General features: G+C 70.6%; 21 protein-coding genes. 8 read left to right on the forward strand and 13 right to left on the reverse strand.

What is annotated here, in order from left to right; genetic code table 11:
- Window positions 1–23: 23 nt before the first annotated feature.
- Entirely contained in the window at window positions 24–401 is a 378-nt protein-coding gene (locus tag DER72_RS05795) for a VanZ family protein (RefSeq protein ID WP_110069056.1), read from the reverse strand.
- Window positions 394–1,470, reverse strand: a complete 1,077-nt coding sequence (gene hemE / locus DER72_RS05800) for a uroporphyrinogen decarboxylase (RefSeq protein WP_110069057.1) — start codon at window positions 1,468–1,470, stop codon at window positions 394–396. The genes DER72_RS05795 and hemE overlap by 8 nt, the downstream gene beginning before the upstream one ends.
- A 196-nt stretch (window positions 1,471–1,666) precedes the next feature.
- On the opposite strand from hemE, the gene ribA reads away from it, so the two are divergent.
- Window positions 1,667–2,302, forward strand: coding sequence for a GTP cyclohydrolase II (gene ribA, locus DER72_RS05805; RefSeq protein WP_110069058.1), 636 nt, complete (start codon window positions 1,667–1,669; stop codon window positions 2,300–2,302).
- On the opposite strand, the gene dxs is transcribed toward ribA, so the two are convergent.
- From dxs to DER72_RS05820, 3 genes are read right to left on the reverse strand one after another with little or no spacing between them, the layout of a single operon-like run.
- On the reverse strand, window positions 2,299–4,227 hold the full coding sequence (gene dxs, locus DER72_RS05810; protein WP_110069059.1) for a 1-deoxy-D-xylulose-5-phosphate synthase: 1,929 nt from the start codon (window positions 4,225–4,227) through the stop codon (window positions 2,299–2,301). The genes ribA and dxs overlap by 4 nt on opposite strands.
- 16 nt (window positions 4,228–4,243) lie before the next feature.
- Window positions 4,244–5,128, reverse strand: a complete 885-nt coding sequence (locus tag DER72_RS05815; RefSeq protein ID WP_258306211.1) for a farnesyl diphosphate synthase — start codon at window positions 5,126–5,128, stop codon at window positions 4,244–4,246.
- Window positions 5,118–5,408 (reverse strand): exodeoxyribonuclease VII small subunit, encoded by a 291-nt coding sequence (locus tag DER72_RS05820; RefSeq protein ID WP_110069061.1) that lies wholly within the window; start codon window positions 5,406–5,408, stop codon window positions 5,118–5,120. The genes DER72_RS05815 and DER72_RS05820 overlap by 11 nt, the downstream gene beginning before the upstream one ends.
- 230 nt (window positions 5,409–5,638) lie before the next feature.
- Between DER72_RS05820 and serA the strand changes: the two genes are divergently transcribed.
- The 5 genes from serA (at window position 5,639) to DER72_RS05845 (ending at window position 10,722) form a co-directional block, all read left to right on the forward strand.
- On the forward strand, window positions 5,639–6,889 hold the full coding sequence (serA, locus tag DER72_RS05825) for a phosphoglycerate dehydrogenase (RefSeq protein WP_110069062.1): 1,251 nt from the start codon (window positions 5,639–5,641) through the stop codon (window positions 6,887–6,889).
- Window positions 6,890–7,091: 202 nt separating this feature from the next.
- On the forward strand, window positions 7,092–7,877 hold the full coding sequence (locus DER72_RS05830) for an enoyl-CoA hydratase (RefSeq protein WP_205527564.1): 786 nt from the start codon (window positions 7,092–7,094) through the stop codon (window positions 7,875–7,877).
- A 214-nt stretch (window positions 7,878–8,091) separates the two neighbouring features.
- Window positions 8,092–8,919 (forward strand): IclR family transcriptional regulator C-terminal domain-containing protein, encoded by an 828-nt coding sequence (locus tag DER72_RS05835; RefSeq protein ID WP_110069064.1) that lies wholly within the window; start codon window positions 8,092–8,094, stop codon window positions 8,917–8,919.
- Window positions 8,920–8,998: 79 nt separating this feature from the next.
- Window positions 8,999–10,027, forward strand: coding sequence for an aspartate carbamoyltransferase (pyrB, locus tag DER72_RS05840; protein ID WP_110069065.1), 1,029 nt, complete (start codon window positions 8,999–9,001; stop codon window positions 10,025–10,027).
- A 65-nt stretch (window positions 10,028–10,092) separates the two neighbouring features.
- Window positions 10,093–10,722: a hypothetical protein gene (locus DER72_RS05845; protein WP_110069066.1), complete on the forward strand. Its 630-nt coding sequence runs from the start codon at window positions 10,093–10,095 to the stop codon at window positions 10,720–10,722.
- Between the two features lie 9 nt (window positions 10,723–10,731).
- Here the strand turns inward: DER72_RS05845 and ruvX are convergent, their stop codons facing one another.
- From ruvX to DER72_RS05885, 8 genes are read right to left on the reverse strand one after another with little or no spacing between them, the layout of a single operon-like run.
- Window positions 10,732–11,175 carry a Holliday junction resolvase RuvX gene (ruvX, locus tag DER72_RS05850; protein WP_110069067.1) on the reverse strand — a complete coding sequence of 148 codons (444 nt, stop codon included), beginning with the start codon at window positions 11,173–11,175 and terminating at the stop codon, window positions 10,732–10,734.
- A 19-nt stretch (window positions 11,176–11,194) separates the two neighbouring features.
- Window positions 11,195–11,758 (reverse strand): YqgE/AlgH family protein, encoded by a 564-nt coding sequence (locus tag DER72_RS05855; RefSeq protein WP_110069068.1) that lies wholly within the window; start codon window positions 11,756–11,758, stop codon window positions 11,195–11,197.
- A 17-nt stretch (window positions 11,759–11,775) separates the two neighbouring features.
- Window positions 11,776–12,696, reverse strand: a complete 921-nt coding sequence (locus DER72_RS05860) for an energy transducer TonB (protein ID WP_110069069.1) — start codon at window positions 12,694–12,696, stop codon at window positions 11,776–11,778.
- A 21-nt stretch (window positions 12,697–12,717) separates the two neighbouring features.
- A complete protein-coding gene (gshB, locus tag DER72_RS05865) occupies window positions 12,718–13,686 on the reverse strand; it encodes a glutathione synthase (RefSeq protein ID WP_110069070.1) in 969 nt (322 codons plus the stop codon).
- A 46-nt stretch (window positions 13,687–13,732) separates the two neighbouring features.
- Window positions 13,733–14,437, reverse strand: coding sequence for a S1 RNA-binding domain-containing protein (locus DER72_RS05870; RefSeq protein WP_110069071.1), 705 nt, complete (start codon window positions 14,435–14,437; stop codon window positions 13,733–13,735).
- A gap of 45 nt (window positions 14,438–14,482) precedes the next feature.
- Complete coding sequence (locus DER72_RS05875; protein WP_110069072.1) at window positions 14,483–15,226, reverse strand: 16S rRNA (uracil(1498)-N(3))-methyltransferase; 744 nt, start codon at window positions 15,224–15,226, stop codon at window positions 14,483–14,485.
- A gap of 15 nt (window positions 15,227–15,241) precedes the next feature.
- Window positions 15,242–15,757 carry a protein-export chaperone SecB gene (gene secB, locus DER72_RS05880; protein ID WP_110069073.1) on the reverse strand — a complete coding sequence of 172 codons (516 nt, stop codon included), beginning with the start codon at window positions 15,755–15,757 and terminating at the stop codon, window positions 15,242–15,244.
- Window positions 15,758–15,805: 48 nt separating this feature from the next.
- The gene (locus DER72_RS05885; RefSeq protein ID WP_110069074.1) at window positions 15,806–16,228 is read right to left on the reverse strand and encodes a rhodanese-like domain-containing protein; all 423 of its coding nucleotides are present in this window, start codon (window positions 16,226–16,228) and stop codon (window positions 15,806–15,808) included.
- A gap of 269 nt (window positions 16,229–16,497) precedes the next feature.
- Between DER72_RS05885 and gpmI the strand changes: the two genes are divergently transcribed.
- A complete protein-coding gene (gene gpmI / locus DER72_RS05890) occupies window positions 16,498–18,084 on the forward strand; it encodes a 2,3-bisphosphoglycerate-independent phosphoglycerate mutase (protein ID WP_110069075.1) in 1,587 nt (528 codons plus the stop codon).
- A 14-nt stretch (window positions 18,085–18,098) separates the two neighbouring features.
- The gene (locus DER72_RS05895; protein WP_110069076.1) at window positions 18,099–19,259 is read left to right on the forward strand and encodes a murein hydrolase activator EnvC; all 1,161 of its coding nucleotides are present in this window, start codon (window positions 18,099–18,101) and stop codon (window positions 19,257–19,259) included.
- Window positions 19,260–19,263 lie beyond the last annotated feature (4 nt).

Here is a 19,263-nt window from a genome sequence, read left to right on the forward strand (position 1 = left end):
TCGAGGGTCGCCTGAGCGGGGGCTCAACGCAGCCAGCGCCGGAATCCGGCCAGCAGCAGCACCGCGAAGGCGGCGCCGAGGGAGTTGGCGAGGATATCGGCCCAGTCGCCGCCGCTGCGGCCCGGCACCGGGATCTGGGCGACTTCGATGGCGATGCCGTAGAGCACGGCAACCAGGAAGGCGAGCGGCAGGCGCACCCCGGCCAGGCCGACCAGCCCGGCGAGGCCCGCGTAGCCGAGGAAGTGGTTGGCCTTGTCCCACGGCAGGTTCGAGGGCATCTGGCTGCCCGGCGTCAGGCTGCCCAGGGCGATGGCCAGCGCCCCGAGAACGGCCAGCGCCGCCCACAGGCGGCGCCGGTCGTGCAGACGTTCAAGCCAGCTCAGCAGGGGCCTCTCAGCCATGCTGGATCCGGCGGTGGTAAGCCGGGCTCAGCTCGTGCAGGGCTTCCATGAAGGCGGTGACGTTGTCCGGGTTGGTGAACTGGCTGATGCCGTGGCCCAGGTTGAAGACGTGGCCGGGGCCCGCGCCGTAGCTGTCGAGGATGCGCGCCACCTCGGCGCGAATCGCCGCCGGACGGGCGAACAGCACATTGGGGTCCAGGTTGCCCTGCAGGGCCACCTTGTGGCCGACCCGAGAGCGTGCATCGGCCAGTTCCGTCGTCCAGTCCAGGCCCACGGCATCGGGGCCCGCCAGGGCGATGTCCTCGAGCCACTGGCCGCCGTTCTTGGTGAACAGGATCACGGGCACGCGGCGCCCTTCGTGCTCGCGGATCAGGCCGGCGACGATCTGCTCCATGTAGCGCAGCGAGAACTCCAGGTAGGCCGGGGTGGAGAGCACGCCGCCCCAGGTGTCGAAGATCTGGACCGCCTGGGCGCCGGCGCGGATCTGGGCGTTGAGATAGTCGGTGACCGCCGTGGCCAGGGTGTCGAGCAGATCATGCATCACGCTGGGCGTGTCGTAGAGCATGGTCTTGACGTGGCGGAAGTCCTTGCTGGAGCTGCCCTCCACCATGTAGGTGGCGAGCGTCCAGGGGCTGCCGGAGAAGCCGATCAGCGGCACCCTGCCGTTGAGCTCGCGGCGGATGGTGGAGACCGCCCGCATCACGTAGTCCAGGTCGCGCTCGGCGTCGGGCACGGTCAGCGCCGCGACGTCCTCGGCGCTGCGCACCGGCTTGCGGAATTTCGGCCCCTCGCCGGTCTCGAAGTAGAGCCCCAGGCCCATGGCATCGGGGATGGTGAGGATATCCGAGAAGAGGATTGCCGCGTCCAGCGGGTAGCGCTCCAGCGGCTGCAGGGTCACCTCGCAGGCCAGGCCCTGGTTGCGGCAGAGATCCATGAAGTCGCCGGCCTCGGCGCGGGTGGCGCGGTACTCCGGCAGATAGCGGCCGGCCTGGCGCATCATCCATACCGGGGTGCGGTCCACAGGCTGACGCGCCAGGGCGCGCAGAAAGCGATCGTTCTTGAGTTCCATGCAGGCGGTCATCCACGGGAAATGTCGCGCCATTGTAGCGCATCACCGCACGCCAGGCTTGACCGAGGCCAAGCCCCACGGTGGCGGCAGCGCCGGCTCGACCTGATCTCAAGCTGCCCGTGAGCCACGCCGCCGTTCCTGCTAGAATGGCCCACCACTCTGCGGCACCGCCCGCGGCCTGATACCGAGGTACCCAGTGACGATTCGCTTCATCGCCGCCTCTCGACTGCCCACCCCCTGGGCCACCTTCACCATGCACGGCTTCGAGGACGAGGCCACCGGCAAGGACCATATCGCCCTGACCCTGGGCGACGTGGCCGACGGCGAGCCGGTGCTGGGGCGGGTCCACTCCGAGTGCCTGACCGGCGACGCCCTCTTCTCGATGCGCTGCGACTGCGGCTACCAGCTCCAGGAAGCGCTCAAGCGCATCGCCGACGAGGGGCGCGGGGTGCTGCTCTACCTACGCCAGGAGGGGCGCGGCATCGGCCTGCTCAACAAGATTCGCGCCTACCACCTGCAGGACCAGGGGGCCGACACCGTGGAGGCCAACGAGCAGCTCGGCTTCGGCGCCGACCTGCGTCGCTACGACCTCTGCGTGCCGATGCTCGAGCACCTGGGCATCGCCTCGCTCAGGCTGATGACCAACAACCCGCGCAAGGTCGAGGCTCTGACCAGCGCCGGCGTGCACATCGCGGAGCGCGTCCCGCTGACCACCGGGCTCAACCCCCACAACGAGCAGTACCTCTCCACCAAGGCCGGCAAGCTCGGCCACATGATGGCGCTGGGCGACTTCACCCAGGCCAGCGACGTGGATATCGAACGCAAGGGCTAGCCCAGCCGCGCCCTGATCGCCGCCTCGATGCCCTCCGCATCCAGGCCGCACTCGGCGAGCAGTTCGGCGGGCTTGCCGTGCTCGACGAAGGCGTCGGGCAACCCCAGGTTGAGCACCTCCGCCTTCACGCCCTCGGCGGCCAGCAGCTCGTTGACCGCACTGCCCGCCCCGCCGGCCACCACGTTCTCCTCCAGGGTCACCAGCAGGTCGTGGTCCGCGGCGGCGGCCAGCACCGCCGCGCGGTCCAGGGGCTTGATGCTGCGCATGTTGAGATGACTGGCATCGAGACGCTCGGCCACCTCGGCGGCCGGGGTATTGAGGCTGCCGAAGGCGAGCAGGGCCACTCGCCGCCCCGCTTCGGCACCGCTCTCGCGGCGCGTCTCGGCCTGGCCGATGGCGATGGGCTCGAGGTGTGACGGGATCTCGACCCCGGGGCCGCTGCCGCGCGGGTAGCGCACCGCGGCGGGACCCGGGTGATGATAGGCGGCGCTGAGCATGGCGCGGCACTCCGCCTCGTCGGCGGGTGCCAGCACCACCAGCCCGGGCACGCAGCGCAGGAAGGAGAGGTCGAGGCTGCCGTGGTGAGTGGGGCCGTCCTCGCCCACCAGGCCGGCGCGGTCGATGGCGAAGGTGACATCGAGGTCCTGCACCGCCACATCGTGGATCAGCTGGTCGTAGCCGCGCTGCAGGAAGGTGGAGTAGATCGCCACCACCGGCTTCATGCCCTCGCAGGCCATGCCGGCGGCGAGCGTCACCGCGTGCTGCTCGGCGATGGCCACGTCGAAGTAGCGCTCGGGATACTCCCGGGAGAAGCGCACCAGGTCGGAGCCCTCGCGCATGGCCGGGGTGATGCCGATCAGCCGCGCATCGGCGGCGGCCATGTCGCAGATCCAGTCGCCGAAGACGTTGCAGTACTTCTTTTTCGGCGCGGGGGCCTTCCTGTCCGGCTGGAGGGGCGCCGGGGGATCGCCGTGCTTCTCGGGCTCGCTCTTTTCCAACTTCGTGATCGCGTGGTAGCCGATGGGGTCGGCCTCGGCGGGCAGGAAGCCGCGTCCCTTGCGGGTGCGCACGTGGAGGAACTGGGGGCCCTCCAGGTCGCGCAGGTTGCGCAGGGTCTGCACCAGCAGCGGCAGGTCGTGGCCGTCGATGGGGCCGATGTAGTTGAAGCCCATCTCCTCGAAGAGCGTGGCCGGGCTCACCATGCCCTTCATGTGCTCCTCGGTGCGCCGCGCCAGCTCCAGGGCCCCGGGCAGGTGGGAGAGCACCTTCTTGCCCCCCTCGCGCATGGTGAGGTAGGGCTTGCTGGAGAGGATCCTCGCCAGGTAGCTGGCGATGCCGCCGACGTTCTCGGAAATCGACATCTCGTTGTCGTTGAGCACCACCAGCAGGTTGGCATCCACGTGGCCGGCATGGGCCAGGGCCTCGAAGGCCATGCCGGCGGTGAGGGCACCGTCGCCGATCACCGCGCAGGTGCGCCGCGCCTCGCCGCGGGCCCGGGCGGCCAGCGCCATGCCCAGGGCCGCGGAGATGGAGGTGCTGGAGTGGCCCACGCCGAAGGTGTCGTACTCCGACTCGGCGCGGCGCGGGAAGGCGGCCAGGCCGCCGTGGTGGCGGATCTTCGGCATCGCCTCGCGGCGCCCGGTGAGGATCTTGTGGGGATAGGCCTGGTGGCCCACGTCCCACACCAGGCGGTCGTGGGGGGTCTCCAGCGCCTGGTGCAGGGCCACGGTGAGCTCCACGACGCCGAGGCCGGCCCCGAAGTGCCCCCCGGAGACCCCCACGCTGTAGAGCAGGTAGGCGCGCAGCTCGTCGGCCACCTGCGCCAGCTGCACGGTGGACATGGCGCGCAGCGCGGCCGGGGTGTCCAGGGTGTCGAGCAGTGGCGTGGCCGGACGCTCGGCGGGAATCTCATCGAACAGCTTCATGGGATCATCTGTCGTGTCAGTGGTCGCGCTCGATCATGTAGCGGGCCAGGGCCTTCAGGGGAATGGCACCGTCGCCCAGCGGGGCGAGGGCCGCCAGGGCCTCCTCCACCAGCTCGCCGGCGCGGGCACGGGCCCCCTCGAGCCCCAGCAGGCTCGGATAGGTGGGCTTGTCGCGGGCGGCATCCGCCCCGGACGCCTTGCCCAGGGTGGCGGTGTCGCCGGTCACATCGAGCACATCGTCATGGATCTGGAAGGCCAGGCCGATGGCTCGGGCGTAGTCGTCCAGAGCGGCCAGGCGCGGGTCCCCCTCGGCCACGGCGACGAGCCCGCCCAGGCGCACCGCGGCACGAATCAACGCGCCGGTCTTGTGGCCATGCATGATGGCCAGCGCTGCCACGTCGGGGTGGCCGCCCACGGCCGCCAGATCCAGCGCCTGGCCGGCCACCATGCCGTCGCGGCCGGCGGCCTCGGCCAGGGTGACCAGCATGGCGGCCAGCCGCGGGTGGGTGGAGCGGGCCAGCACCTCGAAGGCGAGCGCCTGCAGGGCGTCACCGGCCAGGATCGCGGTGGCCTCGTCATAGGCCTTGTGTACCGTGGGCTGGCCGCGGCGCAGGTCGTCGTCATCCATGGCCGGCAGATCGTCATGGACCAGGGAGTAGGCGTGGACCAGCTCGATGGCCATGGCCGGCGCGTCCAGGGCGTCGTCCGCCGCGCCCAGGGCGCGACCGGCGGCATAGACCAGCACCGGGCGCAGCCGCTTGCCGCCCACCAGCACGCCGTGGCGCATGGCGGCATCCAGGCGCGGCACCGCGGCGCCCCGCTCGCCGAACAGCGCTTCCAGCCGGGCATCCACCCGGGCACGATCCGCGGCCAGGCCGGCCGCCAGGGTCTCAGCGTTCACTCTCATCCTCCGCGGGAGGGGCGAAGGGCGTCAGGGTCATGCCGCCCTCGGCGCCCTCGGTCAGGGTGCGCACCCTGAGCTCCGCCTCGTCGAGGCGGCGCTGGGCGTCGCGGGTCAGGCGAATGCCCTCCTCGAAGGCGGCCAGGGAGTCCTCCAGCGACAGCTCGCCGGACTCGAGCCGCTCCACGAGCCGCTCGAGGCGATCGACGGTGGTGGCGAAATCGGTCGCCTCCGCCCCGTCACTCTGCTGGCCATCGGGCCGCTGCCTGCGCTCCGCCATCGCTCTCCTCGCCCCGCTGCCGACTGCATCCGGCGTCTCGAAAGGCGACAGTATACACGCTCCCCCCCGGGGGTCGTCTGCCCCGGTGCCGGGTGCCCTGACTTGCATGGCGTTCATCTTGGCAGCGCAGCATTTTCATCCTGGCTCATGCCGGGCCTGTGCTAGAATAGCGCCTCTTTTTTCCTACCTGTCACTGCATGCGGCACGCGCCGGAAGGGGTTGATTCGACCATGGCCAAGACGTCCCTGGACAAGAGCAAGATCAAGGTCCTGCTGCTCGAGGGGGTCCACCAGAGCGCGGTGGACAATCTGCACAACGCCGGGTACTCGAACATCGAGCACCTGCCCACCTCGCTGGACGAAGCGGCGCTGATCGAGAAGATCCGCGACGTGCACTTCATCGGCATTCGCTCCCGCACCCAGCTCAACGAGCGCGTCTTCGCCGCTGCCGAGAAGCTGGTGGCCGTGGGCTGCTTCTGCATCGGCACCAACCAGGTCGACCTCACCGCGGCCCTGGTGCGCGGCATCCCGGTCTTCAACGCCCCCTACTCCAACACCCGCTCGGTGGCCGAGCTGGTGCTGGCCGAGGCGATCATGCTGCTGCGCGGCATCCCCGAGAAGAACGCCCTGGCCCACCGCGGCGGCTGGCAGAAGTCGGCGAAGAACTCCCACGAGGCCCGCGGCAAGACCCTGGGGATCGTCGGCTACGGCAGCATCGGCTCCCAGCTCTCCGTACTGGCCGAGTCGCTGGGCTTCGACGTCATCTATTACGACGTGGTGACCAAGCTGGGCATGGGCAACGCCCGCCAGGTGGGCAGTCTCGACGAGCTGCTGCGTCGTGCCGATGTGGTCAGCCTGCACGTGCCCGACCTGCCCTCCACCAAGTGGATGATCGGCGCCGAGCAGATCGCCCGCATGAAAGAGGGCGCCATCCTGATCAACGCCGCCCGCGGCAGCGTGGTGGTAATCGAGGCCCTGGCCGACGCCATCAAGGCCGGTAAGCTCAACGGCGCGGCCATCGATGTCTTCCCGGTGGAGCCCAAGGGCAACGACGAGGAGTTCGAGAGCCCGCTGCGCGGCCTGGACAACGTCATCCTCACCCCGCACATCGGCGGCTCCACCCTGGAGGCCCAGGAGAACATCGGCATCGAGGTCTCCGAGAAGCTGGTCACCTACTCCGACAACGGCACCACCGTCACCTCGGTCAACTTCCCCGAGGTCGCCCTGCCGGCCCACCCGGACAAGCATCGCCTGCTGCATATCCACGACAACGTGCCGGGCGTGATGTCCGAGATCAACCGGGTGCTCTCCGAGAACGGCATCAACATCGCCGGCCAGTACCTTCAGACCAACGAGAAGGTCGGCTACGTGGTGATCGACGTCGACAAGGCCTACGGCCCCCAGGCCCTCGATGCCCTTCGCCAGGTGGAACACACCCTCAAGGTGCGCGTGCTCTACTCCGAGAGCGGCCAGCAGGCCTGACGCCTCCCGCCGCCTCCCGCAAGGCCTGCCGCCGCGTCATTCGACGCGGCGGTTTGTGTTCAGGGGCCTCGCTCCCCTTTCCATGGCCGGACTCTCCATGGTCGAACTCTCCATGGTCGAACTATCCATGGTCGAAGTGCGCGCCCACGGCCGCGCGCGCTAGGCTGGGCGTCAGACGCCGAACAACAACCGGGAGACCATGATGAGCGACTCGACTCCGCCCCTGCGGCGCCGCGATGAAGGCGGCGTGGCCACCCTGACCCTCAGCCGCCCGGAGAGCTTCAATGCCCTCTCCGAGGCGATGCTGGTCGCCCTCAAGGAGGAGCTCGGCCGCCTGGCCAACGATGGCAGCGTGCGCTGCGTAGTGATCGCCGCCGAGGGGCGTGCCTTCTGCGCCGGCCACGACCTCAAGCAGATGCGCGCCAACCCCGACAAGGCCTACTACCAGGAGCTCTTTGCCCGCTGCGGCCGGGTGATGCAGGCCATCGTCGAGCTGCCGATACCGGTGATCGCCCGAGTGCAGGGCATCGCCACCGCCGCCGGCTGCCAGCTGGTGGCCAGCTGTGACCTGGCCGTGGCCGCACGCTCGGCGCGCTTCGCCGTCTCCGGCATCAATGCCGGGCTCTTCTGCTCCACCCCGGCGGTGGCGCTGTCGCGCAACGTCTCCCGCAAGCGCGCCATGGAGCTGCTGCTCACCGGCGAGTTCATCGATGCCGAGACCGCCCGCGACTGGGGGCTGATCAACCGCGTGGCCGAGGACGACGCCCTGGACGAGGCCGTGGCCGCGCTCACTGACAGCATCTGCGCCAAGAGCGCGGTGGCGGTGCGCACCGGCAAGGGCATGTTCCAGCGCCAGCTGCAGATGCCCCTGGACGAGGCCTACGCCTTCGCCGGCGAGGTGATGGCCTGCAACATGATGGCCGAGGACGCCGGCGAGGGCATCGACGCCTTTATCGAGAAGCGCCCGCCGCAGTGGCGACATCGATAGTTCGGGGCGACATCGGTAGTTCGGGGCGACATCGATAGTTCAGGGCAGCATCGATAGCTCGGGGCGCCCTCGATAGCGCCGGGGGCCGGCGATCGCAAGGGTCGCCGGCCTCGTGCAGAGAGGGTGTGGAAGTGATTTCCGCAGGCGCGACAGCCCGCGGCCGACAGGGTATCCTGTGGCCCATAGCGGGCAGCCGATACGAGGAGAGTCGAGGGTGAGCGAGGTCAAGCGCAGGACGGCGGGACGCCCCGCGGGATCGGGGAAGGCCAGCGGCGGCCACAGCCAGTCGCTGGTACGCGGGCTCAACCTGCTCGAGCGCCTCTCGGCGAGCCCCGGGGGGCTTGCGCTTTCGGAGCTGGCCGAACAGGCCGATCTCGCCCCCTCGACGACCCATCGCCTGCTCCAGGCGCTGCAGGGACAGGGCTTCGTCACCCAGGACAGCGAGCTCGGCGTCTGGAAGATCGACGTCAAGACCTTCCGCATCGGCAACAGCTTCCTCGAGGCCCGCGACTTCGTGGCCACCAGCCGCCCCTTCCTGCGCCGCCTCACCGCCCTGACCGGCGAGACCGCCAACCTGGGCATCCGCGACGACGGCACCGCGGTGTTCCTGGCCCAGAGCGAGTCGTCCCAGATGATGCGCATGATCACCCGGCTGGGCTCCCGGGCGCCGCTGCACGCCTCCGGGGTCGGCAAGGCGCTGATGGCCTGGCTCCCCGACGACGAGCTGGAACGCATCCTCGCCGAGCAGGGGCTCTCCCGGGTGACCGAGAACACCCTGCACACCCCCGAGACCCTGCGGGAAGGGCTCGCCGAGATCCGTCGCCTGGGCTTCGCCTGCGACCGCGAGGAGCACGCCATCGGCCTGCACTGCGTGGCCGCCTGTCTCCACGACGAGCACGGCATCCCCCTGGCCGCCATCTCCGTCTCCGGCCCCGTGGCGCGCATCCCCGAGGCGCGCCTGCTGGAGCTGGGCGAGCTGGTGCGCGATACCGCCGCCGAGATCACCGCCCGGCTGGGGGGGCGCATCCCGGAGGCGTGGTAACGCCGCGGGGTCGTGAAGCCACCGCCGCGGCGGAGTACACTAGCGGCCGTCCACTCCCCCGCCAGCCGAGGCCGCGCCGATGAGTTCCCACCTGCTCTCCGTCGATTCCCTGACCCGTGACCATGTCGATCACCTGATGCGGGTCGCCGCCCGCATGGAGCCCATCGCCCAGCGGCGCCAGGTCACCCGCGTGCTGGAGGGGGCCGTGCTCGGCAACCTCTTCTTCGAGGCCAGCACCCGCACCCGGGTCAGCTTCAACGCGGCCTTCTGCCGGCTGGGCGGCAGCGTCTGCGACACCACCGGCTTCACCTTCTCCTCCATGGCCAAGGGCGAGTCGCTCTACGACACCAGCCGGGTGATGAGCGGCTACTGCGACGCCATCGTGATGCGCCACCCCGAGCTGGGCTCGGTGGCGGAGTTCGCCGCCGCCACCAACGTGCCGGTGATCAACGGCGGCGACGGTCCCGGCGAGCACCCCAGCCAGGCGCTGCTCGACTTCTACACCATCGACAAGGAGTTCACCCGCCTGGGCAAGCAGCTGGCCGGCGCCCACGTGCTGATGACCGGCGACCTGAAGTTCGGCCGCACCGTGCACTCGCTGATCAAGCTGCTCTCCCTCTACGCACCGCTGCGCATCACCCTGGTGGCGCCGCCGGGGCTGGAGATGCCGAGCCACCTGATCGACCTGGTGACCTCCCGCGGCCACCGCGTGGAGCAGCGCGACAGCCTGGCCAGCGACTTCGGCGACGTGGACGTGGTCTACACCACCCGCATCCAGAAGGAGCGCTTCACCGAGGAGATGAGCGAGGGTTTCAGCCTGTCGCGGGACTTCACCGTGGACCGCGCCTTCCTGGATGGCCGCTGCAACGACAGCACCATCGTCATGCACCCGCTGCCCCGGGATAGCCGCCCGGACGCCAATGACCTCGACGTGGACCTCAACGGTGACCCGCGCCTGGCGATCTTCCGCCAGACCGACAACGGCATCCCGGTGCGCATGGCGATCTTCGCCACCCTGCTGCAGGTGGATGAGCTGATCGAGAAGGAGCTGCGCCCGGTGCGCTGGTTCGTGCCGACCCGCGTGGGCGTTGACGACCGCGAGCTCTGACGGGAGGCGCTTCGGCGCGCTTCGCCTATGCTTGATGTCTGACATCAGCCTGCGAGGAGAGACCCATGAGCCTGCAACGCGCCTACCGCCTACTGGCGGTGTTCTACAGCCTGCTGCTGCTGATCGGGGCGATCGCCCTGCTGGCCGGCGGCGGCACCCCGCTGGCCATGGTGCACCTGGTGGTGGGCCTACTGGCCGTGGCGGGGCTGTGGGGATACATCCTCAAGCGCGGGGTCATGGGGCCGCGGATGTGGCGGCCGCTGGCCGGGGTGCTCGCCGTGGGGGCGGTGGCGCAGCTCTTCGTGCTGCTGTCGGTCTCCCTGGACGGCGTCACCATCACCTGGATGCTGACCAGCGCGGTCTTCGCGCTGCTGCTGGTGGTGATCCTCTACCGCTATGGCGACCGCGATCAGGCGATCTGGGCCACCCCCGAGGAGCTCGCGGCCGCGCGGCAGCTGGAAACGCTGCTGGAGGGGCAGTCGCGGCTCGAGGCGCAGAAGCGCGAGGGCGACCGGGAGGCCAGCGTGCAGGTGGTGAAGGCGGGCGACGAGTACCGGGCCAGCGTGACGCGCCGGCGTGACGGCCAGCAGGAGCAGTTCGAGGAGCGCTTCCACCACCCCGCGACCCTGGTGTTCTTCCTGGAGAAGTTCGCCGGGCTCTCGGTGAAGGACTTCGATCGGGCCGACCCGGCCTGAGCTCGTCGCTCAGCGGCCGGGCAGCCCCTCCCGGGCGGCGAACCAGCGCTCGACGATCAGCACCGCGCTGATGCCGTCGACGCTCGCCTCCCGGTAGTTGCCGCGGTGGCCGCGTTCCCGAGCGATCACCTTGGCCTCGCCGGTGGAGCCGCGTTCGTCGACCATCTCGCAGGGCACCCCGAAGCGGCCGAACAGGCGCTTGCCGAACTTGCGGGCGCGGGTGCTCATCAGCTGCTCCTCCCCTTCCGCGGTCAGCGGCAGTCCCACCACGAAGAGGTCGGGGCGCCACTCCTCCACCAGCCGGGCCACCTGCTGCCAGTCGGGGATGCCGTCCCGGGCCGGCAGGGGGTCGAGCTCGCGGGCGCTGGCCAGCAGTTCGTTGCCCACCGCCACGCCGATGCGCCGGGTGCCGAAGTCAAACCCCAGGATCAGCCGCTCGCCTTCCCGTGCCATCAGCCTTGCCCTGCCGCCATCAGGAGTGCCCCGCCTCGCGGGTCATCAGGTTGAGGTCGATGCCGAGGATGCCGGCGGCGGCCCCCAGACGCTGCTCCGGCGGCACCTCGAAGAGGATGTCGGAGCGCCCTTCCACGGTGAGCCAGGCGTTGTCGAGGATCTCCTGCTCCAGTTGGCCGGCCTCCCAGCCGGCGCAGCCCAGGCAGACCAGGAAGTCCTCGGGCCCCTCGCCCGCGGCCAGCGCCTGGAGCATGTCCATGGAGGTGGTCAGGGCCAGCTCCTCGGTGACCTGGATGCTGGAGTCCCAGGGGGTGCTTGCGCCGCGATGCAGGATGAAGCCGCGATCCCTGTGCACCGGCCCACCGAAGTAGACCGGCGCGTTGCGATGGGGGCTCTCCTTGCCGCCGAGCTCCAGCTGCTCAAAGAGCGCCTCGAGGGTCAGCTCCAGCGGCCGATTGACGATCACCCCCATGGTGCCCTTCTCGTCATGGTCGCACAGGTAGCTCAGGCTACCGGCGAAGTTGGGATCTTCCAGGTGCGGCATCGCCATCAGGAAATGATCCTTCAAACCGAAATGTTGCATGAGACTCCCCGGCGGTCCTAGCGCACGCCGTAGTGATTGCCTTGGCCGAACCGCCAGACGCGGGTGATGGAGAGGGAGTCCAGGCTGCCCATGCCCGCATCGAAGGGGCGATAGGGCGCCGCACCGTGGACGGTGTCCAGCGCGGCCTGGTCGAGTTCGGCATGTCCCGAGGATTGTACCACCTCCGCCTGGCGAAGCCCGCCGTCGCGGCCGATCACCACGCGGATGCGCAGCTGTCCCTGCAGATGGCGCGGCGCCGGATGCACGCGGTTGCCGTAGTCTTCCACCCGGCGGGTCCAGTCGTCGATGTAGCGCGCCTCGGCGGCGCGCTGGGCGGCCAGCTGCGGGCTGTCGCCCGCGGGGCCCGCCGCCTCCGGGCTGAAACCCTGCTCGCGGATGCTGCGGGTCGCCTGGGCCAGCAGGTCGCGGCCCGAGGCGGAGGGCGCGGTGACGCTGGGCGGGGCGGCGGAATCCGCCGCCTGGGGGGCGCTCTCGCGGGGCTCGGGGGGCGTCTCCGGCGCCTCCTCGCTGTCGGCGGCGGGCGGCGCCCGCTCGTCGGGGCGGGCCTCAGGCTCGAGGCGCGCCTGCTCCGGCTCGGCCGGGGTGGCCGGGTCCACGTCGCTGACGCTCTCCTGCACCAGCGGCAGCTCCTCCATGGGCGCCGCGCGGGACTCCGCCGGCGCCTCCTCCTGCTGTTCACCGGCGGCCTGCTGGTCGGCCTCGGCGATGGCGTCGGCCGTCACCGGCGCCTCGCTGGGGCGGGTGACCAGCACCACGTCCAGGCTGGTGCGCTCCGCCGGCGCCGGGGCGAACTGCCAGCTGGCCACCACGCCGATCACCGCGAGGTGCAGCAGCAGCGCCAGGGACCAGGCCAGCCAGTGGCGATGGGGCCGGGTCACTGGCGCATAGCGGATGGGGTCGTTGACGCAGGCGCTCATGGGCTCTCCCGCCCCCCTGTGCTAGGCCCGCCGCTCAGCGAGCCGGCGCTCGATGGCGTCGAGCAGCAGCCCGGCGATATCGGTGCCGCGCTGGTCGTCGATCTCGCGCACGCAGGTGGGGCTCGTCACGTTGATCTCGGTGATGTAGTCACCGATCACGTCGAGGCCGACGAACATCAGCCCCTTGTCACGGATCATCGGCTGCACCTGGCCGATCAGCCAGTGGTCGCGCTCGGTGAGCTCGCGGCTCACTCCGGTGCCGCCGGCGGCCAGGTTGCCGCGGGTCTCGCCGGCCATGGGCACCCGGGCGAGGCCATAGGGCACCGGCTCGCCATCCACCAGCAGGATGCGGGTGTCGCCGTCACGGATCTCGGGGATATAGCGCTGGGCCATGATCTGGCGCTGGCCGCGTTCGGTGAGGGTCTCGATGATGGCGCCGAGGTTGCGGCCATCCGGGCGCACATGGAAGATGCCGCTGCCGCCCATGCCGTCCAGAGGCTTGTAGATCACGTCCTGGTGCTCGGCGTGGAAGGCGCGCAGCTCGGCCTCGTTGCAGGAGACCAGGGTCGGGGTGCAGCACTGGGGAAACTGCTGGGCGAAGAGCTTCTCGTTGCACTCGAGCAGAGCTCGGGTGGGGTTGACCACCAGCACCCCCTCGCGCTCAGCGAAGCCCAACAGGTGCACGGCGTTGAGGAAGTGGGCGTCCACCGGCGGGTCCTTGCGCATCAGGATCACGTCGAGCTCGGCCAGGGGGCGCGGCTCGGGCTCGCCGAGGTCGTACCAGTGGGCGGGGTCGCGGTGCACGGTGAGGTCGCGCAGCCGGCCGAAGGCGCGGCCGTCGCGCAGGAAGAGGTCCTCCTGCTCCAAGTAGTGCAGCGAGGCGCCGCGGTCCTGGGCGGCCCACAGCATGGCCAGGGTGGTGTCCTTCTTGTAGGCGATGTCGGCGATGGGGTCCATCACCACGCCGATCTTCGGGGCGCGTTCGCTCATGGGCTCGGGGTTCCGGTCGAGTGAATGGATGATGCCAGTATGCCGGCTACTCGCCGCCGGGCGCCAGCCGGATGCCGGTGGGCGAAAGGGTGATCAGGCGCTGCTTGTAGAGCCGGCCGATGGCCTGCTTGAAGGCGTTCTTGCTCACCCCCAGCCGCGCCTTGATCTCGGCGGCATCGCTCTTGTCGCCCAGCGGCAGGTAGCCACCGCTCTCGCGCAGCGCCTTGAGCACCGTCTCGCCCACCACGTCGAGGCGCGCCGCGCCCGGGGGCAGCAGGGAGAGGTCCAGGCGACCATCCTCGCGCAGGCGCTTCACGTAGCCGGTCAGGCGCTGGCCGCGACGCAGCGGCCGGGTGATGTCGTCGCGATAGAGCAGCCCCCAGCAGCGATGGTCGACCACCGCCTTGAGGCCGAGATCGGTCTGCTCGGCGATCACCAGGGTCACCTCGTCGCCCGCCGCGAGACCCTCGGCCTCGTCGGCAACGAAGCGGTCGAGCTTCTGGGAGGCCACCGGCCGCCCCTGCTGATCCTCGTAGATCCTCACCAGCACCCGCTTGCCCACGCTGGGCCGGAAGCGCTGCTCGCCGTAGGGCAGCAGCAGGTCCTTGGGATGCCCCCAGTCGAGAAAGGCGCCGGTCTCGTTGACGGTGACCACCTCCAGGTAGGCGACCTCGCCCACCGCACACTTCGGGGCACGGTAGCGCCGGCCGGCGGCGGGACGCGGCGTGCGCGGTTCACGGGAATCGGACATGGCGATGTTCCTCAGAAGCCAGGGATGAGAAGGGGCAGCGAGCGCTCACAGATCCCCGAAGCGGTACTGCAGCAGGCTCAGCGCCACCACCGGGGCGGTCTCGGTGCGCAGGATGCGCGGCCCCAGGGTGAGCGCGGCGAAGCCGGCGGCCCGGGCGGCCTCGACCTCGTCCTCGGCGAGCCCCCCTTCGGGGCCGATCAGCAAGGCCACGCCGGCCGGGGCAGCCTCCCCCTCGAGCCCGCCCTGGGCGTCGGTGGCCGGATGCAGCACCAGCCGCAGCGCCTCGCCGCGCTCGGCCAGCCACTCGGCCAGCGTCAGCGGCGGATGCACCGGCGGCACCACCGCACGGCCGCACTGCTCGCAGGCGCTGGCCGCCACGGCCTGCCAGTGGGCGAGCTTCTTCGCCTCGCGCTCACCCTTGAGGCGCACGTCGCCGTGCTCGGTGTAGAGCGGCGTGATGGCCGCCACCCCGAGCTCCACGGCCTTCTGGATGGCGTAGTCCATGCGATCGCCCTTGGAGATCGCCTGGCCCAGGTGCACGGCCAGCGGCGACTCGCCGCCGCCCGCTGCGACGGACTCGATGCGCGCCACCACCCGCTTGCGCGAGACCTCCACCAGCAGGGCACTGGCTTCCTGCCCCATGCCGTCGAAGAGGCGCAGCGGGGCGCCCTCGCCCAGGCGCAGCACCCGCGCCACGTGGCGAGCCGGCCCCTCGGGCAGAACGACATCGCCGCCGACGATGAAGTCGGCGGCGACGTGGATGCGCGGCGCTTTCCGGTGGGTCGTCACGGGTCGCCGTCGCCCTTACTGGGTTGCCTGAGCCTGGGCCTGCTCGGCCTCGCGCTTCTTCTTCTGGGCGTAGATCGCCTCGAAGTTGACCGGCGCCAGCATCAGGGGCGGGAAGCCGCCGCGGTTGACCAGGTTGTCGATGCACTCGCGGGCATAGGGGAAGAGCACATTGGGGCAAAAGGCGCCCAGGGTGTGCTCCAGCTGGGCCCCCTCGATGCCGGCGATGCGGAAGAGGCCCGCCTGCTCGATCTCGGCCAGGAAGGAGGTGGTGCCCTCCTCGCTGTGGGTCACCTGGGCGGTGACCTTGATCACCACCTCATAGAGGCCCTCGCCCACCTGACGGCTGGAGGTATTGAGGTCCAGGCCGACCTTGGGCTTGAAGGGCTGCTGGAAGACCGCCGGCGAGTTGGGCGCCTCGAAGGAGATGTCCTTGACGTAGATGCGCTGCACGGAGAACTGCAGCTGGGGCTTGTCCTGCTGGCCGGCCGCCGGGTTGCCGGCTGCGGCGTTCTGGTTGTTCTCTTCCGCCATGGGAAAGGTCCTTTGACTCGATGAACGAAGTGGGATCGATGAAGGGGGTTACTTGCGCACGACCGGGAGGCCGTCGGCCTGCCACTGCATCATGCCGCCCTTGAGCTTGAACACGCGAGGGTAGCCGGCCTTGGCCAGCTTGGCCACGGTCATGCCCGCCGTCTGGCCCGACTTGCAGACCACGATGATCGGCTTCTCCTTGACCTTGTGGAGCTCGCCCAGGCGCTCGTCGATGCGGCTCTGGGGGATGTTGCGCGCCCCGGCGATATGGCCGGCCTTAAAGGCGTCGGCATCGCGAATATCCACCACCACCGCATCCTCGCGGTTGATCAGCTGGGTCGCCTCGCTCGCGGTCACGCCGTTGGCGCTGCTGTTGCGAACCTCGTAGAGGATCCAGGCGGTCAGCACCATCAGGAAGGCGCCCACCAGCAGCGGGTGGTTCTGCACGAATTCAAACAGCTGATCGATCATGGGTCCAGATAACTCTTGTCTCGGTGCACGAAGGGAAGGCCGGGGCCGGGCGGCCCGCCGATTGAACGGCGCCCAGTATACACGACGTCCCGCGGGCTGCGGCCGGCAATGACGCCCGGCGGCGCCATACGATATCATGCCGCAATCCGCCATCTGCCGCGACCCCGCCCGCTTCCCGGCCGCCCCGGGGCAGCACACCGGCGCAGCGCCTGCGCTGCACGCCATCCCGGGCACTGAGGTGTCGCCAGCCACGCATCGAGGACAGCCCCATGACGAACCCCGCCAGCCAGAGCACGCCACGCCCGGTCGCCCTGATCATCCTGGACGGCTACGGCCATAACCCGGACGCCGCCCACAACGCCGTGCTGGCCGCTCGCACCCCGGTGATGGATCGCCTGCAGAGGGAACATCCGGCGACCCTGATCCACACCGACGGCCGCCACGTGGGCCTGCCCGACGGCCAGATGGGCAACTCCGAGGTGGGCCACATGAACCTCGGCGCCGGCCGCGTCGTCTACCAGGACTTCACCCGCATCACCAAGGCGATCGAGGACGGCGACCTGGATCTCATCGACGCCCTGACCGCGCCCATCGATGCCGCCGTGGCGGCGGGCCGGGCGGTGCACCTGCTGGGCCTGCTCTCCCCGGGCGGCGTGCACAGCCACGAGGAGCACTTCATCGCCATGGCCGAGCTGGCTGCCCGCCGCGGCGCGCAGCGCATCTACGTCCACGCCTTCCTGGACGGTCGCGACATGCCGCCCAAGAGCGCCCTGGCCTCGCTGGAGCGCGCCAACGGGCGCCTCGCCGAGCTGGTCGGCGCCAACAACGGCTTCGTCGCCTCCATTATCGGCCGCTACTACGCCATGGACCGCGACAACCGCTGGGATCGGGTCGAGAAGGCCTACCGCCTGCTCACCGAGGGCGTCGGCGAGTTCGAGGCGGTGAGCGCCGAGGAGGGGCTGCGCGCCGCCTACGAGCGCGGCGAGACCGACGAGTTCGTGGCCGCGACCAGCATCCGCCCCACCGGCGCCCCGGTGGTGCTCGAAGAGGGCGACGCCGCCATCTTCATGAACTTCCGCGCCGACCGCGCCCGGGAGCTGACCCGCGCCTTCGTCGAGGAGGCCTTCGCCGGCTTCGAGCGCCGCGCCTGCCCGCGTCTCGCCGCCGACGGCCTGGTGATGCTGACCCAGTACGCCGCCGACATCCCCGCCCCCGCGGCCTTCCCGCCGGCGTCGCTCACCAACACCCTGGGCGAGGTGATGGAGGCCCGCGGCCTGACCCAGCTGCGCATCGCCGAGACCGAGAAGTACGCCCACGTCACCTTCTTCTTCTCCGGCGGCCGCGAGGCCGAGTACGCAGGCGAGACCCGGATCCTGGTGCCCTCCCCCCAGGACGTGAAGACCTACGACGAGAAGCCGGAGATGAGCGCCGTCGAGGTCACCGACAAGCTGGTGGCGGCCATCGAGTCCGGCGACTACGACCTGATCGTCTGCAACTACGCCAACGGCGACATGGTCGGCCATACCGGCGTCTTCGACGCCGCGGTGAAGGCCATCGAGGCCGTCGACAGCTGCGTGGGCCGCGTGGTGGAGGCGATCGAGAAGGTCGGCGGTGCCTGTCTGGTGACCGCCGACCACGGCAACGCCGAGCAGATGGTCAACCCCGAGACCGGCAATCCCCAGACCGCCCACACCACCTTCGAGGTGCCGCTGATCTACGTGGGGCCGCGCCCGGCACGGCTTCAGGACGACGGCAGCCTGTGCGACATCGCCCCGACCCTGCTGGCCCTGATGGACCAGCCGGTGCCGGAGGAGATGACCGGCCGGGTGCTGGTCGACTTCGACGCGGCCTCCTGACGCGAGCCGGCCCCATGGCCAGCCCACACCGCCTGCCCCGAGGGTCAGGCCGGTTCACGGTGGCGCTGCTGGCGCTCTGCCTGGCCGCGCCGCTGGCCGCCCAGCCCAGCGAGCGGGCGGCCCGGGAGCGGCTCGATGCCATCGGCAGCGAGATCCAGGGGGTCTCGCGACGCCTGACCACCACACGGGAAGCCCAGGCGGAGGCCAGCCAGGGGCTGCGCCGGGTGGAGACCGCCCTGGCCGAGACCCATCGTCGCCTCGACCTCCTGCAGGGGGAGCGCGAGGAGCTGGGCGACGAGATCGTCACCCTGGAGCGGCGCCGCGACCTGCTGGAGGCGGAGCGCGCCGACCAGGTCGAGGCCCTGAATCTCCAGCTCGATGCCCTCTACCGCCTGGGCCAGAGCCCGCAGCTCAAGCTGCTGCTCAACCAGGACGACCCCGCCCGCCTCGACCGCCTACAGCACTACCTCAACCATCTCTCCCGGGCCCGCAACGCGCGACTCGATGAGCTGGCCCGGCTCGATACCGCCCTGGGCGAGACCCGCCGCGAGCTCGATGCCCGCGGCGAGCGCCTCGACGCCCTGGCCACGGAGCTCGCCGCCCGCTCCAGCGACCTGGCCGACCAGATGCGCGAACGGGCCGCACTGGTGGCCGACCTCGACAGCCGCTACGCCAGCGAGCAGGCCCGCCTGACGGCGCTGGAGCAGGACCGCGCCCATGCCGAGCGGGTGCTGCGCCAGGTGCAGGAGGAGCTGGCCAGGCTCGAGCGCCCGCCCCCCTCCACCGCCATCGAGCAGACCCGGGGCGACCTGCCCTGGCCGGTGCAGGGCAATGTCGCCTCGCGCTTCCGGGCCGGCGACGGGGTGCATCGCAACGGCATCCTGATCCAGGCCGCCGAGGGCACGCCGATCCGAGCCGTGCACGCCGGCCGGGTGGTGTTCGCCGACTGGATGCGCGGCTTCGGCAACCTGCTGATCATCGACCACGGCGATCAGGTGATGACCCTGCACGCCCACCTCCAGCAGTTCGGCGTGCAGGTGGGGCAGGCGGTCTCCCGGGGTGACGTGCTGGGCGCGGTGGGCACCAGCGGCGGCCATCAGCGCCCGGCGCTCTACTTCGAGGTGCGCCGCGGCGGTGATCCCATCGATCCGCAGTCGTGGATCGCCACGCGCTGAGGGC

It is taken from the genome of Halomonas sp. A11-A (assembly GCF_003182195.1).
Lineage (GTDB): Bacteria > Pseudomonadota > Gammaproteobacteria > Pseudomonadales > Halomonadaceae > Halomonas > Halomonas alkalicola.

Coding starts and splice junctions, on each gene's coding strand:
- DER72_RS05795 (WP_110069056.1), bottom strand. CDS start 401: ATGGCTGAGAGGCCCCTGCTGAGCTGGCTTGAACGTCTGCACGACCGG.
- hemE (WP_110069057.1), bottom strand. CDS start 1,470: ATGGAACTCAAGAACGATCGCTTTCTGCGCGCCCTGGCGCGTCAGCCT.
- dxs (WP_110069059.1), bottom strand. CDS start 4,227: ATGAAGCTGTTCGATGAGATTCCCGCCGAGCGTCCGGCCACGCCACTG.
- DER72_RS05820 (WP_110069061.1), bottom strand. CDS start 5,408: ATGGCGGAGCGCAGGCAGCGGCCCGATGGCCAGCAGAGTGACGGGGCG.
- serA (WP_110069062.1), top strand. CDS start 5,639: ATGGCCAAGACGTCCCTGGACAAGAGCAAGATCAAGGTCCTGCTGCTC.
- DER72_RS05830 (WP_205527564.1), top strand. CDS start 7,092: ATGAGCGACTCGACTCCGCCCCTGCGGCGCCGCGATGAAGGCGGCGTG.
- pyrB (WP_110069065.1), top strand. CDS start 8,999: ATGAGTTCCCACCTGCTCTCCGTCGATTCCCTGACCCGTGACCATGTC.
- DER72_RS05845 (WP_110069066.1), top strand. CDS start 10,093: ATGAGCCTGCAACGCGCCTACCGCCTACTGGCGGTGTTCTACAGCCTG.
- ruvX (WP_110069067.1), bottom strand. CDS start 11,175: ATGGCACGGGAAGGCGAGCGGCTGATCCTGGGGTTTGACTTCGGCACC.
- DER72_RS05855 (WP_110069068.1), bottom strand. CDS start 11,758: ATGCAACATTTCGGTTTGAAGGATCATTTCCTGATGGCGATGCCGCAC.
- DER72_RS05860 (WP_110069069.1), bottom strand. CDS start 12,696: ATGAGCGCCTGCGTCAACGACCCCATCCGCTATGCGCCAGTGACCCGG.
- gshB (WP_110069070.1), bottom strand. CDS start 13,686: ATGAGCGAACGCGCCCCGAAGATCGGCGTGGTGATGGACCCCATCGCC.
- DER72_RS05870 (WP_110069071.1), bottom strand. CDS start 14,437: ATGTCCGATTCCCGTGAACCGCGCACGCCGCGTCCCGCCGCCGGCCGG.
- secB (WP_110069073.1), bottom strand. CDS start 15,757: ATGGCGGAAGAGAACAACCAGAACGCCGCAGCCGGCAACCCGGCGGCC.
- DER72_RS05885 (WP_110069074.1), bottom strand. CDS start 16,228: ATGATCGATCAGCTGTTTGAATTCGTGCAGAACCACCCGCTGCTGGTG.
- gpmI (WP_110069075.1), top strand. CDS start 16,498: ATGACGAACCCCGCCAGCCAGAGCACGCCACGCCCGGTCGCCCTGATC.
- DER72_RS05895 (WP_110069076.1), top strand. CDS start 18,099: ATGGCCAGCCCACACCGCCTGCCCCGAGGGTCAGGCCGGTTCACGGTG.